Source organism: Kitasatospora sp. MY 5-36 (genome assembly GCF_001182915.1).
In the GTDB taxonomy this organism is placed as follows: domain Bacteria; phylum Actinomycetota; class Actinomycetes; order Streptomycetales; family Streptomycetaceae; genus Kitasatospora.
In genome coordinates this window covers 1-13,800 of record NZ_LFVW01000203.1, presented here as the reverse complement: position 1 = coordinate 13,800, position 13,800 = coordinate 1, and the positions used below count along the sequence as shown (strand labels likewise).

Annotated in this window: 12 protein-coding genes and 1 pseudogene; 3 read left to right on the top strand and 10 right to left on the bottom strand. The window is 75.1% G+C overall.

What is annotated here, in order from left to right; translation table 11 throughout:
• The 3 genes from AE652_RS15075 to AE652_RS15065 form a co-directional block, all read right to left on the bottom strand.
• A partial coding sequence (locus AE652_RS15075; RefSeq protein WP_159028453.1) for a protein kinase occupies nucleotides 1–925 on the bottom strand: 925 nt, incomplete at its 3' end.
• A 113-nt stretch (nucleotides 926–1,038) separates the two neighbouring features.
• Entirely contained in the window at nucleotides 1,039–1,980 is a 942-nt protein-coding gene (locus AE652_RS15070; RefSeq protein WP_049651873.1) for an alpha/beta fold hydrolase, read from the bottom strand.
• A 149-nt stretch (nucleotides 1,981–2,129) separates the two neighbouring features.
• Nucleotides 2,130–2,888 (bottom strand): dienelactone hydrolase family protein, encoded by a 759-nt coding sequence (locus tag AE652_RS15065; RefSeq protein WP_049651872.1) that lies wholly within the window; start codon nucleotides 2,886–2,888, stop codon nucleotides 2,130–2,132.
• A gap of 178 nt (nucleotides 2,889–3,066) precedes the next feature.
• Between AE652_RS15065 and AE652_RS43110 the strand changes: the two genes are divergently transcribed.
• Entirely contained in the window at nucleotides 3,067–3,480 is a 414-nt protein-coding gene (locus AE652_RS43110; protein WP_053112071.1) for a DUF6191 domain-containing protein, read from the top strand.
• Here the strand turns inward: AE652_RS43110 and AE652_RS15055 are convergent.
• Nucleotides 3,441–3,842 (bottom strand): VOC family protein, encoded by a 402-nt coding sequence (locus tag AE652_RS15055; RefSeq protein ID WP_049651879.1) that lies wholly within the window; start codon nucleotides 3,840–3,842, stop codon nucleotides 3,441–3,443. The genes AE652_RS43110 and AE652_RS15055 overlap by 40 nt on opposite strands.
• Before the next feature lie 66 nt (nucleotides 3,843–3,908).
• Nucleotides 3,909–4,769 carry a (2Fe-2S)-binding protein gene (locus tag AE652_RS15050; RefSeq protein ID WP_053112070.1) on the bottom strand — a complete coding sequence of 287 codons (861 nt, stop codon included), beginning with the start codon at nucleotides 4,767–4,769 and terminating at the stop codon, nucleotides 3,909–3,911.
• A 346-nt stretch (nucleotides 4,770–5,115) separates the two neighbouring features.
• Here AE652_RS15050 and AE652_RS15045 point away from each other — a divergent pair, with 346 nt between their 5' ends.
• A complete protein-coding gene (locus AE652_RS15045; protein WP_049651877.1) occupies nucleotides 5,116–5,913 on the top strand; it encodes an inositol monophosphatase family protein in 798 nt (265 codons plus the stop codon).
• A gap of 46 nt (nucleotides 5,914–5,959) precedes the next feature.
• Here AE652_RS15045 and AE652_RS15040 read toward each other — a convergent pair whose 3' ends face one another.
• The 4 genes from AE652_RS15040 to AE652_RS15025 all read right to left on the bottom strand — a co-directional run bounded on the left by AE652_RS15040 (nucleotide 5,960) and on the right by AE652_RS15025 (nucleotide 11,687).
• Entirely contained in the window at nucleotides 5,960–7,474 is a 1,515-nt protein-coding gene (locus AE652_RS15040; protein ID WP_234348391.1) for a pyridoxal-dependent decarboxylase, read from the bottom strand.
• A complete protein-coding gene (locus AE652_RS15035) occupies nucleotides 7,471–8,904 on the bottom strand; it encodes a diaminobutyrate--2-oxoglutarate transaminase (RefSeq protein WP_049651871.1) in 1,434 nt (477 codons plus the stop codon). The genes AE652_RS15040 and AE652_RS15035 overlap by 4 nt, the downstream gene beginning before the upstream one ends.
• Before the next feature lie 222 nt (nucleotides 8,905–9,126).
• Nucleotides 9,127–9,858, bottom strand: a complete 732-nt coding sequence (locus tag AE652_RS15030) for a response regulator (RefSeq protein ID WP_049651870.1) — start codon at nucleotides 9,856–9,858, stop codon at nucleotides 9,127–9,129.
• Nucleotides 9,855–11,687, bottom strand: a complete 1,833-nt coding sequence (locus AE652_RS15025) for an ATP-binding protein (RefSeq protein ID WP_063780163.1) — start codon at nucleotides 11,685–11,687, stop codon at nucleotides 9,855–9,857. Before AE652_RS15025 ends, AE652_RS15030 begins: the two co-directional genes overlap by 4 nt.
• Before the next feature lie 223 nt (nucleotides 11,688–11,910).
• On the opposite strand from AE652_RS15025, the gene AE652_RS15020 reads away from it, so the two are divergent.
• The gene (locus AE652_RS15020) at nucleotides 11,911–13,365 is read left to right on the top strand and encodes a cation:dicarboxylate symporter family transporter (protein WP_082345736.1); all 1,455 of its coding nucleotides are present in this window, start codon (nucleotides 11,911–11,913) and stop codon (nucleotides 13,363–13,365) included.
• A gap of 134 nt (nucleotides 13,366–13,499) precedes the next feature.
• On the opposite strand, the pseudogene AE652_RS15015 reads toward AE652_RS15020, so the two are convergent.
• Nucleotides 13,500–13,800: pseudogene (locus AE652_RS15015) on the bottom strand (hypothetical protein); the annotation flags it as partial.

The following is a 13,800-nucleotide window of genomic DNA, read 5'->3' as shown; positions in this document are numbered from 1 at the left end:
CCTCGGCCGCCGGGCCCGCACCGGGCCGGAGCGGGAGGGTCCCGCTGTCGGCCGCGCCGGCCTTCCCCGGCGTCTGCCCGCCGCCGGCGAAGCCCTCCCCCGCGAGCGCCGCCCGGACCGCCCTCGCCATCTCCGCCGCGTCCGCGTACCGCTCCTCGGGCTTCTTGGCGAGAGCCCGGGCGACCAGTGCCCGTACCGGCGCCGGAAAGGTGTCCGGCAGTTCCGGCACCGGCTGGTTGACGTGCTTGAGCGCGATCTGGAGCGGCCCGTCACCGGAGTACGGCGGCTCGCCGACCAGCAGTTCGTAGCAGACCACGCCGATCGAGTACAGGTCGGTGGCCGGCCCGAGGTTCACGCCCTCGGCCTGCTCCGGGGACATGTAGAGCGCGGTGCCGATGATCGCGAACGGGGCGGTGAGCTTGGTGCTGGCGAGCGCCCGGGCGATGCCGAAGTCGGTGATGGCCACCCGGCCGTCCGAACGCACCATCAGGTTGGACGGCTTGATGTCCCGGTGGACGATCTCCCGCTGGTGCGCGGCGTGCAGCGCGTCCAGGGCTCCGGCCACCAGGTCGAGGGTGCGCTCGACGCCCATCGGTCCGGTGTCCTTGAGGACCCGGTCCAGCGGACGGCCGTCGATCAGCTCCATGACGATGTAGGCGCAGCGCTCCTCGCCGTCCCCGCCGCTCTCGCCGTAGTCGTGGACGCCCACCACACCGGGGTGGTCGACCGCGGCGACCAGCTGGGCCTCGCGGCGGAAGCGCTGGGCGGAGGTGTCGTCCTCCAGCAGCTCCGAGCGCAGGATCTTGACCGCGACCCTGCGCGCCAGCACGGTGTCCTCGGCCTTCCAGACCGATCCCATGGCGCCGCCGCCGATCTTCTCGACCAGCTCGTACCGCCCGCCGAGCACGGTGCCCGCGCCGCTCATACCCCTGCTCCCCCGTGTCATGACCCCACCCCCGCGGGTCGTCGGCACACAGTGTGCCAGAGGGTGTCGTGGACTCAGTCGTGCAGGTCCGAAAAGGAATTGGGCGCGAGTTGTCAGTCCTTGAGGAAATATCGAGCACGGTCCGCGACTTCCCGGACAGCCGAGACGACCGCGTGGGGCCGGTCGGCCTGGATGGCGTGACCGGCGCCGAGCACCGTGCCGTGCGTCCCCCGGACGGCGCTCCTCGCGACACCCGCCTGGAGGGCGGTCCAGCGGACGCGCATCGCCCTGGGCAGCCCCCGGGTCGCACTCAGGACGGCCAGCGGCGCCTCGGTCGGCGGAGCCCCGGCGCGGCGACGACGGAGCTCGGGGACGGCGGCGGCGGTCAGCCCCAGTTCGGCGAGGAGGGCACGCCGCTGGTGCCGGTGCGCGATCACGGCCGCCTCGGCCCGGGCGAGCGGCTCCTCCGGTTCGGGCGAGGTCGGCGACAGCGCCGTCCGGTACAGCCAGAGCCGGTACAGCCAGAGCCGGTTCAGCACGGCCTCGGCGACCTGGATGGACCGCGGCTGGAACTCCTCGTGCGCCGGGTCCACGAGCACCTGCCCGGCCACCAGCTCCGGCCGCTGCCAGGCGAGGAGTTGGGCCAGCTGGCCGCCCCAGCTGTGCCCGACCAGGAGGGCCGGGCCCGCGTCCAGGTGCCGCACGAGGGCGGCCAGGTCGGCGAGCTGGCCGTTCAGCGTCGGGGCGGTGGACCGCTCGGGCTCGCTGGCCCCCAGCCCGGCCCGGTCGTACGCCACGACCCTCCCGTACCGGGCGAGTTCGGGCAGGACGGCCGACCAGGTGAGCGCCGACGTCCCGGCGCCCGCGATCAGGACCACCGGCACGGCGCCGCCCCGGCCGGCCTCCACCCAGCGCAACGCCCGTCCGTCCCGGTCCAGTTCGCCGGTGCGCACGCCGCCGGGCAGGTGCTCGCCGAGCGCCCGCGCGACGGCCTCCTGGACGCTCCGCAGACCCGGCCCGGCGGGCTTTCCCCGCGTGCCCTGACTGGTGTTCATGTGCCGTCCCCCTGGATCCCTCGTTCGGCCCCGTTCCCCCGGGCCTGGTTCCGACCGGCCTGCGAGCGGCCTCGGGCAGTCATCAGACCTGTCCGGGACCGGTCTCAGGTAATCATCAGACCGGCCTCGGACAGTTCTCCGACGGCCCCTCAGGCAGGCAGGGCCCGCTTCAGCAGCCCGAGCAGCGCCTCCCAGTGCCGCTCGGCCGCCACCGCGTCGTAGCGGCTGGTGTCGGCCTGGGTGTAGCCGTGCGGGGCGCCGGCGTAGACCTCCGCCCGGTACCGGACGCCGGCGGCGGAGAGGGCCGCGGCGAGCCGGTCGATCTGCTCGGGCGGCAGCGACGGGTCCTCGTCCGCGTGGCCGAAGTACAGCTCCGCGGTGATCCGGTCGGCGCCCAGGTGCGGGCTGTCCGGGCTGTCGGTGGCGAGCCTGCCGCCGTGGAACCCGGCCGCGACGGCGATCCGGTCCGGGTGGCTGGCGGCGGCGCGCAGCGCCAGCATGGCCCCGAAGCAGTAGCCGGTCAGGCCGACCGGGCCGTCCTGGACCAGCGGGGACTCGGCGAGCCAGCGCAGGTACGCGTCCGCGTCGCGGGAGTTCGCGTCCGGGGTGAGCGTTTCGATCAGCGGGAAGATCCGGCCGAAGAGTTCGTCGGCCTGCTCCAGGTCGATGCGCTCCGGCAGGTCGAAGACCGGCGCGCGGCCGGCGCGGTAGAAGAGGTTGGGGGCGAGTACGGCGTACCCGGCCGCGGCCAGCCGGTCGGCCATGCCCTCCACGTGCGGCCGGAGGCCGAAGGCGTCCGTGAAGAGGATGACGCCCGGGTGGGCCCGGCCGTCGTCGGGGTGGGCGAGGTAGGCGTCGGCGGTGCCGTCCGCCGTCGGGATGTCCACGAGGGTTCCGCGCACGAGCATGGTGAGGGTGCTCCTTCCGATTCGTCCGGCAGCGTATCCGGTGGACCCGCCGCCCGCCCGTGCGCTTTACGCCACAGTGCGGCCGCGTCGAACCCGCGTTGAATCCGCGACGTACCCGCGGCGCGCCCACGTGTGCGCCCGGGGGAACGCCGTGGCCCCGTGAGCGCGTTGAGCGGGCATGGGGTGGATCGTGGGTGTGGCGGCGACGGTCGCGGCGGTGCTGGGGCTGGTGCTGCTGGCGGTGTGGCAGGTCCAGGGAGAGTCCTTGTCGCGGCCGCGGCGGCGCGGGCCCGGGGTGGGAACGGGTGCCGGCGGGCTGGAGGAGCTGCACGCGCTGTTCAGCCCGGGCAAGCAGGTGCAGGTCGAGCAGAAGCGGGAGCAGCTCGTGCTCCGGGACGACGAACAGGCCGGAGCTCCGCCGCACTTCGGCGTGGACCTGGACCGGGGCGTGGCGGTGCTGCCCGGCGGGGCCGGAGGACGTGCGCCCGGCCCCGCGGAGCGCGAGGGGATCGGAACGGGTACGGCCAGCCGGGCGCCCCGGGAGCCGGGGGCTCAGGCCCCCCAGGTGCGGGAGCAGAGCACCAGCCGGTAGCCGTCCGGGTCGGCTATCGTCACGCCGTGCTCGTCCCAGTACGGGTTGTGGGACGCGACCCGGGTGCCGCCGGCCTCCTCCAGCCGGGCGACCAGGGCCTCGTCCGCCGGGGCGCCGAGGTAGACGACGAACAGGTCGTCCACCGTCGGGGTGGGCTCCAGCGGCCGCTCCGGGTCGTGCGTCAGCTCGAAGTGCCAACTGCCGCCGGGCGGGCCGACCATCAGCAGGTCGTGCTCGCCGGACACCCGCTCGGTGCTGCGCCACTGCACGGCGAGGCCGAGGGCGTCGACGTAGAAGCGCTCGGCCGCCGCGATGTCGCGCGAGGGGCGGGCGATCCGGACCCGCGTGGTGGAATCGATCATGTCGGCGACCATAGCCGATGCCACTGACAGCGAACCAGGCTGCGCGGCCCGGCTGTGGACGGACCGTCAGAGCCGCCGCAGCCGCTCCTCGTCGGAGGTCCTCGGGCAGGTCAGACAGGCGGTGGCCGCGGGCCCGACCGCGTAGTAGAGGCAGCAGGCGAGCCGGGTGCGGGTGTGGTGGGCGCGCCCGTCGGGGGTGTGCAGGCGGCGGAAGTCGGCGCCGCCGGGGAGCGGCAGGGTGCCGCCGGGCAGGACGGCCTCGGCGGCGGCGACGGCGGCGTCCTCCTCGGCGACCGCGACGGCGGCGCCCTCCCCTGCGGCGGCGACGGCGACACCCTCCTCGCCGAGCATCCGCCCCAGGTACCAGAGGGCGGAGGCCAGATCGTCCGTCACCATGCCCCAGAGCGCCCGGTCGCGGCGCCGGGTGGGACCGGCGAACGCGGCGAGCACCGGTCCGAGGTGCGCGACCACGGTGGCCCGCAGCTCGGCGCGCAGTTCGTCGTCGCCGGGGAGGGTGACGTACCCGCGCGGGCGCAGGGCGAGCGCGCCGGTGGGGGCGTGCAGCCAGAGGTCGGCCGGGTCGACGACGGGGACCCGGCGGGCGAGGTGCCAGGGGCCGGCGATCAGCAGGCAGGCCGACCAGACGTAGTGGTGGAGCAGCCGGGAGGCGGTGACGTGCGGGCGCGGGGCGCGGCCGTGCTCGTCGGCGATGCGGGCCTCCGCACCCGCCAGGACGGCGGCCAGCACCCGTTCGTCGGTGGCGAGTTCGGCTCCGGAGTGCCAGCCGTCGGCGGCGCCCGGGGCGGACTCGGCGGCGTCGAGCAGGCGCAGCTCCAGCACCGGGCAGAGCTCCCGCAGCCGCCGGTAGTCGGCGACCAGCGCGGAGGACGCGCAGGGTGCTACGGGCAGGGGTGTTCCGGGAACCATGGGCACTCCCGAGATCGATTCCGCATGATCGATTAAGGTGAGGCTCACCTTACAACGCATCACCGCACCCGATGACCATGCCCAACTCCACCGGTCGGCTCACCGGTCCCGCCGGTCGAAGTGGCCCGAAGGCCGCGGGCGTGGACGCGCCGAAGTGGCCGTCGACGGCCGGGGGCGAACAGCTGACAGATTTCGAAATCTGTCAGCTGTTATCTGTTATCTGTCAGCTGTCATCTGTTGGCCATCAACCGTAGGCCGTCAGCCGTTCCACCGCCCCGGACCGCCGCCGCCCCCTTCCTCCGCTCGTGGGAGAGTGGTAGGCAGCGAAGGGAGCGCGAACGTGCTGATGGACAAGGTGGCGGAGATACTCGCCGAGGCGTCGGCCGAGGTGGTGGAGCCGCGCTTCCGGGCGCTGGCCGCCGGCGAGGTGATGGAGAAGGCCCCCGGCGAGATCGTCACGGTCGCCGACCGCGAGGCCGAGGCGATCATCGCCCGTCGACTGCACGAACTGCTGCCCGTCCCCGTGGTCGGCGAGGAGGCGGTCTCCGCCGACCCGTCGCTCGCCCTGGCCCTCCACGACGAGCCGGCGGCCTGGCTGGTCGACCCGGTGGACGGCACCGCCAACTTCGTCGCCGGCAGACCCGAGTACGCCGTGATGTGCTCCCTGGTCCGCTCCGGCCGGACCGTTGCCTCCTGGATCTGGCAGCCCGCCACCGCCACCGCCTACTGCGCCGAGCTGGGCTCCGGCGCCTGGCGCGACGGCGTGCGCCTGACCCGGCCCCCGGCACCGAAGGACGTCGCGAAGCTGCGCGGCTCAGTGAAGAGCCGCTACCTCGACGCCGCGCACCGCCGCCGGCTCCAGGACAACATCGCGGCCTTCGGCGAGATCTCCCCCGGTCGGCACGCCGCCGGGATCGAGTACCCGGACGTCGTTGACGGCCGCTTCGACTTCCTCCTCTACTGGCGCACCCTCCCCTGGGACCACGCCCCGGGTTCCCTCCTGGTCACCGAGGCCGGCGGCGTCTCCGCCCGCCCGGACGGCACCCCGTACCGCCCGGAGGCCCCCGGCTGCGAGGACGGCCTCCTGGTCGCCGCCGACCCCGAGACCTGGGAGCTCACCCGGTCGATCCTCCTCGCCGGCTGACGCCGGGGCCCGCCCGCCCGGAGCCCCCACGGAACCTCCGTCGGCCCTACCCGGCCCGCTCGCCCGCGACCTTGCGGCCGGCGCCCACCACCTCCCGCACCAGCGCGCCGACCTCCCCCACCGTGGTGTGGGGGTTCAGCAGTGTGAGCTTCAACCGGACCCGGCCCGGACCGTCGCCCGGGAGTTCGGTGCGGCCGACCACCGCCCGGCCGGTGCGCAGCAGCAGGCGCCGCAGCCGGCCGTTCACCTCGTCCAGCGCGGCCTCGTCCGTCACACCGGGGGGCCGGTAGCGGAAGAGGACGGCGGTCAGCACCGGCTCGGCGTAGAGCTCGAGCGCCGGGTCCGCGCGCACGGCGTCGGCCGCGGCGAGCGCGAGGTCGTGGCAGGAGTCGACCAGGCGGCCGAGTCCGTCGCGGCCGAGGGTGCGCAGGGTGACGGCGAGCTTGAAGGCGTCGGCCCGGCGGGTGGTGCGCAGCGAGCGGCCGAGCAGGCTGGGGTAGCCGGCCTGCTCGTCGTCGACCGGGTTGAGGTACTCGGCGCGGCGGGCGAGCGAGACGTAGGTCTCGGCGCGGCGCACCAGGAAGACCCCGGCCGCGGCCGGCTGCCAGCCGAGCTTGTGCCAGTCGAGGGAGACCGAGTCGGCGCGGGCGATGCCGTCGAGCAGCGGGGCGAGCCGGTCGGAGAGCAGCGCCCCGCCGCCGTACGCGGCGTCCACGTGCAGCCAGGCGCCGTAGCGGCCGGCGAGGTCGGCGGCGGCGGAGAGCGGGTCGACGGCTCCGGTGTCGGTGGTACCCGCGGTGGCGACCACGGCGATCGGGGTCCGTCCGGCCCAGCTGGCCTCGGCCATCGCCCGTTCCAGTTCGTCCTCCCGCATCCGCAGCCCGCGGTCGACCGCGACGGGGATGACGGCCCGCTCGCCGAGGCCGAGCAGGGCGGCGGCGCGCTGGACGGAGAAGTGCGCGGCCTCGGAGGCGAGGATGCAGGGCCGGACGCCGGCCGGGATGCCGTCCAGCTCCACGATGCCGTCGAGCTTCTGGTCGCGCGCCAGCATGAGCCCCATGAGGTTGGACTCGGTGCCGCCGGAGGTGAGGACGCCGGCGGCGCGCTGCGGGTCGTAGCCGACGAGCCCGGCGATCTCGGCGAGCAGCGTGCTCTCCAGGGCGGTGGCGGCGGGGGCCTGGTCCCAGGAGTCCTGGGAGGGGTTGAGGGCGCTGACCGCGAGGTCCGCCGCGGCGGCGACGGCCAGCGGCGGGCAGTGCAGGTGCGCGGCGCAGGCCGGGTCGGCGGGGTCGGCGGCGCCGTAGGCGAGCAGTTGGGTGAGCCGGGCGAGGGCGCCTGGTCCGTCGTCGGTGGCCAGGGCCTCGTCGACGAGTGCGGCGATCTCGGCCGGGCTGCCCGCCGGCACCGGTCCGGAGCGCATGGCGGCGCCCGTCTCCAGGGAGTCGAGGACGGTGGCCAGCAGCGGTCCGAGCGCGCCAGGACCGGCCGCGCCGCCCGCCAGGGCGTCGGTGGCGGCGCCGTCCCGGGGGAGCCCGACGGGGCCGGATCCGGGCCCGCTCACCGGTTGCCCCGCACCGTCGGCGCGCCCGCCGAACCATTCGCCGAACCACCCGTCGGCCCACCCGTGGACGCCGCCGCGATCGCCTCCGCCAGCCGCTCCAGCACCGCCGCCACCTGCTCGTCGGTGATGGTGAGCGGCGGGAGCAGTCGCAGCCCCGCGTCGTGGCGCCCGCCGAGCTCGACGATCAGCCCCCGCGCCAGGCACGCCTCCCGGACCCGCACCGCGAGCGCCGGGTCGGCCGGCCGGGCGCCGCACGCGTCGGGCTCGGCCGCCGGGTCGACCAGTTCGACCCCGAGCATCAGCCCCCGGCCGCGCACGTCGCCGATCACCGGCAGTTCGGCCGTGAGTTCGCGCAGCCGGGCCGCCATCCGCTCGCCGACGACGGCGGCCCGCTCGACCAGCCCGTTCGCCGCGACGTGGCGCAGCGTCGCGGCCCCGGCGGCCATGGCGAGGGTGTTGCCGCGGAAGGTGCCGGTGTGGGCGCCGGGCCGCCAGCCGTCGTAGTCCTCGCGGTAGACGACGACGGCGAGCGGCAGGCTGCCGCCGATGGCCTTGGAGAGGACCATCGCGTCCGGGACGATGCCGCTGTGCTCGATCGCCCACATCGCGCCGGTGCGGCCGACTCCGGTCTGCACCTCGTCGACGATCAGCGGGATGCCGCGCTCGGCGGTGATCCGGCGCATCTCGCGCAGCCAGCCGTCGGGCGCGGGGACGACCCCGCCCTCGCCCTGGACGGCTTCCAGGATCATCGCGGCGGGCGCGACCACACCGCCCGAGGGGTCGTCCAGCAGCCGCTCCACGTAGGTCGCGGCGAGGTCCGCGCCCGCCTCGCCGCCGACCCCGAACGGGCAGCGGTATCCGTACGGGTAGGGCAGCCGGGCGACCTCGCCGCCGCTCGGCAGCGGCTCCTTGACCGCGACGTTGCCGGTGAGCGCGAGGGCGCCGGCGGTCATGCCGTGGTAGGCGCCGGTGAAGGCGAGCGCGCCGGAGCGGCCGGTGGCGGTCTGCATCAGCTTGAGCGCGGCCTCGACGGCGTCCGTCCCGGCCGGTCCGCAGAAGTGCACCCGGGCGCGGGCGGCGAACTCCGCGGGCAGGCTCTCGAAGAGCGCGCTGGTGAAGTCGTCCTTCTCGGCGGTGGCGAGGTCGAGCAGGTGCAGCGGGGCGCCGCTGTCGAGGGTGCGGCGGATCGCCTCCAGCACCACCGGGTGGTTGTGGCCGAGGGCGAGCGTGCCGGCGCCGGAGAGGCAGTCCAGGTAGCGCCGCCCGTCGGCGCCCTCGACGGTCATGCCGTGGGCGCGGACCGGGACGATCGGGAAGGAGCGGGCGTAGGTTCTGGCTGCGGACTCGCGGACGCGCTGACGGCGCAGGATGGCTTCACCGGCGGCCGGGGCTCCGGAGGCGGCCTGGACGGGTACGGCAGCGAGCGACACGAGAAACCCCCAGGGGAAGTTAGGTAAGCCTAACTTTACTGCCCTTGACCTGGCGGAATGCCCTCGGGGTCCCAGAACCACCCGAGTGAGTGAACCTCCCCCGGTTCCTCCAACGAGCGCCGCGCGGAAAGGTCACGGCCCGGCCCGCACCGGCCGAACCCGACGATCAGGCCCCGCCCCGCAGGTCCGGTGCCTCAGGCCCGGCTCCTCGGGCCCCGCCCCTCAGGCCCGGTGCCGCCACCGGTAGCAGAGCTCCGGCCGCCCGACGCTCCCGTACTGCGGCTCCCGCACCGCGCACCCGGTCTCCACCAGGTGCTCCAGGTAGCGCCGCGCGGTGATCCGGGAGACCCCGGCCGCCGCACCCGCGGCCGCCGCCGACAACCCGGTGGCCGCCTCGCGCAGGACCGAGGCGACGGTGTCCAGGGTGGGCGCGCTCAGCCCCTTGGGCAGGGTGCTGCGCTCCGGCGTACGGAGCAGGGCGAACGCCTGGTCGACCTCCTCCTGCCCGGTCGCCTCCCCGCTGCGCCCGAGGCTGTCGCGGTAGCGGGCGTAGCGCTCCAGCCGGTCGTGCAGGGCGGCCGCGCTGAACGGCTTCAGCAGGTACTGCACGACGCCAGCGGAGACCGCCTGCCGGACCATCGCGAGGTCGCGGGCCGAGGTCACCGCGATGACGTCGGTGCTGTGGCTGGCCGCGCGCAGCGTACGGCAGAGCTGGAGCCCGTGGCCGTCCGGCAGGTAGAGGTCGAGCAGGGTGAGGTCGACGGGCGTCCCGGCGGCGCGGGCCCGGTCCAGGAAGCGCAGCGCGTCGGCGCAGCTGTGGACCGTCCCGGCGGCATGGAAGCCGGGCTCCCGCCGGACGTAGAGGGTGTGCGCGGCGGCGGCCACCGGGTCGTCCTCGACCACCAGGACGGAGATCCCCGCCCCGGCGGCGGCTGTGTGGGCGGTGCCGTTCACGCCAGGGCCCCTTCCCGCTCCCGACCGCTCGACCCACCGGGCCGGTCGGCGGGCTCCCCCGGCTCGCCACCGGGCCCTCCCGGCCCGCCCGGCCGTCCGGCCAGCGGCAGCCGCACCGTGAGCACCGCGCCGCGCTCCCGTCCGACCTCGACGGTGCCGCCGTTGCGCCGGGCGGTCTGGGCGACCAGCGCCAGCCCGAGCCCGTGCCCATGCCCGTCCTGCTTGGTGCTCCAGCCTCGCCGGAAAACGTCCTCGACCGCGCCCGGGTCGATCCCCGCGCCGGTGTCGGCGACCCGCAGCAGCAGGCAGGCGCCGGGCACCCCGGCGCCGTCACCGCCGTCGCGACCTTCGCCGTCGCCGCCGGTGCAGTCCCGACCGCCGCAGTCCCGACCGCCGGCGATCCGCGCCGTGACGGTGACCTCCGGCGGGACGGGGCTCTCGGCCGCGCCGGCGATGGCGGCGTCCACGGCGTTGTCGATCAGGTTGCCGAGGACGGTGATCAGGTCCCGCGCGGAGAGGCCGGGCGGCAGCACCCCGTCGTCGATCCTGCTGTCCTCGGTGAGCGTCAACTCCACGCCCCGTTCGGCGGCTTGGGCGGCCTTGCCGAGCAGCAGCGCGGCCAGCACCGGCTCGCCCACCGCCGCGACCACCCGGTCGGTGAGCTGCTGGGCGAGTTCGAGCTCCGCGGTGGCGAACTCCACCGCCTGTTCGTGGCGGCCGAGTTCGATCAGCGAGACCACCGCGTGCAACCGGTTGGCGGCTTCGTGAGCCTGCGCGCCGAGCGCCTCGGTGAAGCACCGCACCGAGTCCAACTCCCCGCTGAGCGCTTGGAGTTCGGTGTGGTCCCGAAGGGTCACCACCCGGCCGAGGCCGGGGCCGGTGCCGATGGTGGAGGTGTTCAGCACCACGACGCGCTCGGCGGTCAGGTGCACCTCGTCCCGGACGGGCTCCTCCCCCAGCACGGCCGCCACCAGCGCCTCCGGCAGGCCCAGTTCCACCACCGGTCGACCGTCCAGGTCGCCGGTCAGACCGAGCAGTTCACGGGCGGCGTCGTTGCACAGCACCACCCGGTGCGAGCGGTCCAGCAGGACCAGTCCCTCGCGCACCGCGTGCAGGGTCGCCTGGTGGTACTCGTAGAGGTGGCTCAGCTGGTCCGGCCCCATCCCATGGGTGTGCCGCCGCAGCCGGGAGTTGGCGAGGTAGGTACCGACGCCGCCGACCGCGAGCGCGGCGACCGCCACCCCCACCAGGGCGAGCAGCGGACCGCTCAGCTGCGCGGAGATCGACTCCACCGTGAGGCCCGCGCTGACCAGCGCGACCACCCGGTGCCGCTCGTCCCACACCGGGGCGACCACCCGCACGGACGGGCCGAGCGTGCCGGTGTACGTCTCGCTGCGGGTCTGCCCGGCGAGCGCCCAGTCGATGTGCCCCAGGTAGGTCCGGCCGATCTGCTCGGGCAGCGGGTGGGTCCAGCGCACGCCGTCGGTGTCCATGACGGTGATGAAGGAGACCCCGGTGTCGGCCCGCACCTGCTCGACGTACGGCTGGAGCGCCGCGGTCGGGTCGGGGGCGCCGACGGCGGCCCGGACGGACGGCGAGTCGGCGACGGCGTGCGCGACCGCGGTGACCTGGCGACGGGCGGCGTCCTCGGCACGGTCGGCGGTGAAGAGGTACGCGAGCACCGCGCCACCGGCGACCACGGCGGCGACGATCACCACCTGGACGACGAACAGCTGCCCGGCCAGGCTGCGGACCAGCCGCCGGGGACCGCGGCCCGTCGGCCGGTGCGAACGGCGGCGCGGGGCGGTGGGGGCGGTGCGCTCGGACATGCCTGCCAGTGTGCACCACGCCCCCGGGCGCCCCCGAGGGCCGTCCGGCCCGCACCATTCGCGGGCTAGGCCTCCGGGCCGGACAGCCGGGTCGGACATCCGGGCCGCCCGCGCCGTTCATGAACTCTATGAACGCAAACGTGACCTCCGTCACCTCGGAGCCCATAGTCAGAGCGGCCCATCCCCCCGGGGCCACCAGGACTGCACGGCAAGGGAGCCGCAGATGTCGATCACTGGAGCCGCCGCGGCGGCGGGACCCAGACGCAAGGACCGGACCCACTACCTCTACATCGCCGTGATCGCCGCGGTGGTCGCGGGTGTGGTGGTCGGCCTGGCCGCCCCCGGTTTCGCCGTGGAGCTGAAGCCGATCGGCACGGGCTTCGTCAACCTGATCAAGATGATGATCAGCCCCGTGATCTTCTGCACCATCGTCCTGGGCATCGGCTCGGTGACCAAGGCCGCGAAGGTCGGCAAGGTCGGCGGCCTCGCCCTCGGTTACTTCCTCGCCATGTCGACCGTCGCGCTGGCCATCGGCATGGTCGTCGGCAACCTGCTGGAGCCCGGCGGCGGCCTGCACCTGACCGCCGCGCTCGCCAAGTCCGGCCACGCCCAGGCGGCCGCCGGCGGCGCCCAGTCGACCGCCGACTTCCTGCTCGGGATGATCCCCGAGACGCTGTTCTCCGCCCTGACCCAGGGCAAGGTGCTCCAGACCCTGCTGGTCGCCCTGCTCACCGGCTTCGCCCTCCAGGCGATGGGCCCGGCCGGCGCGCCGGTGCTGCGCGGGATCGAGCACGTGCAGCGACTGGTCTTCCGGGTCATGTCGATGATCATGTGGGTCGCGCCGGTCGGCGCCTTCGGTGCGATGGCCGCCGTGGTCGGCGCCACCGGCACCGCCGCGCTGAAGAGCCTGGCCGTCATCATGATCGGCTTCTACGTCACCTGCGTGCTCTTCGTCGTCGTGGTGCTGGGCACGCTGCTGCGCCTGGTCGCCGGGGTCAACGTGTTCGCGCTGCTGAAGTACCTCGGCCGCGAGTTCCTGCTGATCCTCTCCACCTCCTCCTCCGAGAGCGCGCTGCCCCGCCTGATCGCCAAGATGGAGCACCTGGGCGTCAGCCGCCCGGTCGTCGGCATCACCGTGCCGACCGGCTACAGCTTCAACCTCGACGGCACCGCCATCTACCTGACCATGTCGTCGATCTTCATCTCCGAGGCGATGGACAAGCCGATGTCGCTCGGCGAACAGCTCTCGCTGCTGGTCTTCATGGTGATCGCGAGCAAGGGCGCGGCCGGGGTCACCGGTGCCGGCCTGGCCACCCTCGCGGGCGGGCTCCAGTCGCACAAGCCCGCGCTGGTGGACGGGGTCGGCCTGATCGTCGGCATCGACCGCTTCATGTCGGAGGCCCGCGCGCTCACCAACTTCGCGGGCAACGCCGTCGCGACCGTGCTGATCGGGCACTGGACCGGCGAGATCGACGCCGAGCGCGCCCGGCGGGTGCTGGCCGGTGAGCTGCCGTTCGACGAGCTGACACTGGTCGACTCCCACGGTGCGGCCTCCGGTCCCGCCGCCGCGTCGGACGGCCCCACGGCCGACGCCCCCGAGGCCACTCCCGAGACCGCCCCCGAGGCTGTCCCCACCGGGGGCACCGCCACCCAGGGCGCGGCCACCGCCGGGGTCTGACCCCGGCAGCGACCCCCGCACTCCCCCGGTCCGGCGCCCCCACCAACCCCCGGAAACGGCGCCGGACCGGGGGTCCTCGTTTTTCCGTCCGGCCGACGTTCCCGGTCGGGCCCGGACAGGTACCCGCCCGCTCGTCACAGGTCCTGCGAGCCGCTGACCACCCAGGACACCCCGCCGACCGGGTCCTCCAGCACGACGTGCAGATGGTGCAGCCCGGCCGACGGCTCCTGCCAGGTGAAACAGCGCATCCGGTCCACCAGCGCGTTCACCTCGCCCCGGTCCACCCCGCCTGCCCCGTCCGGACCGTCCGGACCGTCCGGACCATCCAGGCCGTCCGCCCCAGCCATCGCGGCCAGTGCCCGCCACACCCCCAGCCTCCCGTGCGCGCAGCCCTGCGCCCGCTCCAGGGCGGCGGACCGCACCAGCGCCGGGTAG

Bases quoted from the DNA above. Each gene is read 5' to 3' on its own strand.
- AE652_RS15070 (WP_049651873.1), bottom strand. From the start codon at position 1,980: ATGAACACCAGTCAGGGCACGCGGGGAAAGCCCGCCGGGCCGGGTCTG.
- AE652_RS15065 (WP_049651872.1), bottom strand. From the start codon at position 2,888: ATGCTCGTGCGCGGAACCCTCGTGGACATCCCGACGGCGGACGGCACC.
- AE652_RS43110 (WP_053112071.1), top strand. From the start codon at position 3,067: ATGGGGTGGATCGTGGGTGTGGCGGCGACGGTCGCGGCGGTGCTGGGG.
- AE652_RS15055 (WP_049651879.1), bottom strand. From the start codon at position 3,842: ATGATCGATTCCACCACGCGGGTCCGGATCGCCCGCCCCTCGCGCGAC.
- AE652_RS15050 (WP_053112070.1), bottom strand. From the start codon at position 4,769: ATGGTTCCCGGAACACCCCTGCCCGTAGCACCCTGCGCGTCCTCCGCG.
- AE652_RS15045 (WP_049651877.1), top strand. From the start codon at position 5,116: ATGGACAAGGTGGCGGAGATACTCGCCGAGGCGTCGGCCGAGGTGGTG.
- AE652_RS15025 (WP_063780163.1), bottom strand. From the start codon at position 11,687: ATGTCCGAGCGCACCGCCCCCACCGCCCCGCGCCGCCGTTCGCACCGG.
- AE652_RS15020 (WP_082345736.1), top strand. From the start codon at position 11,911: ATGTCGATCACTGGAGCCGCCGCGGCGGCGGGACCCAGACGCAAGGAC.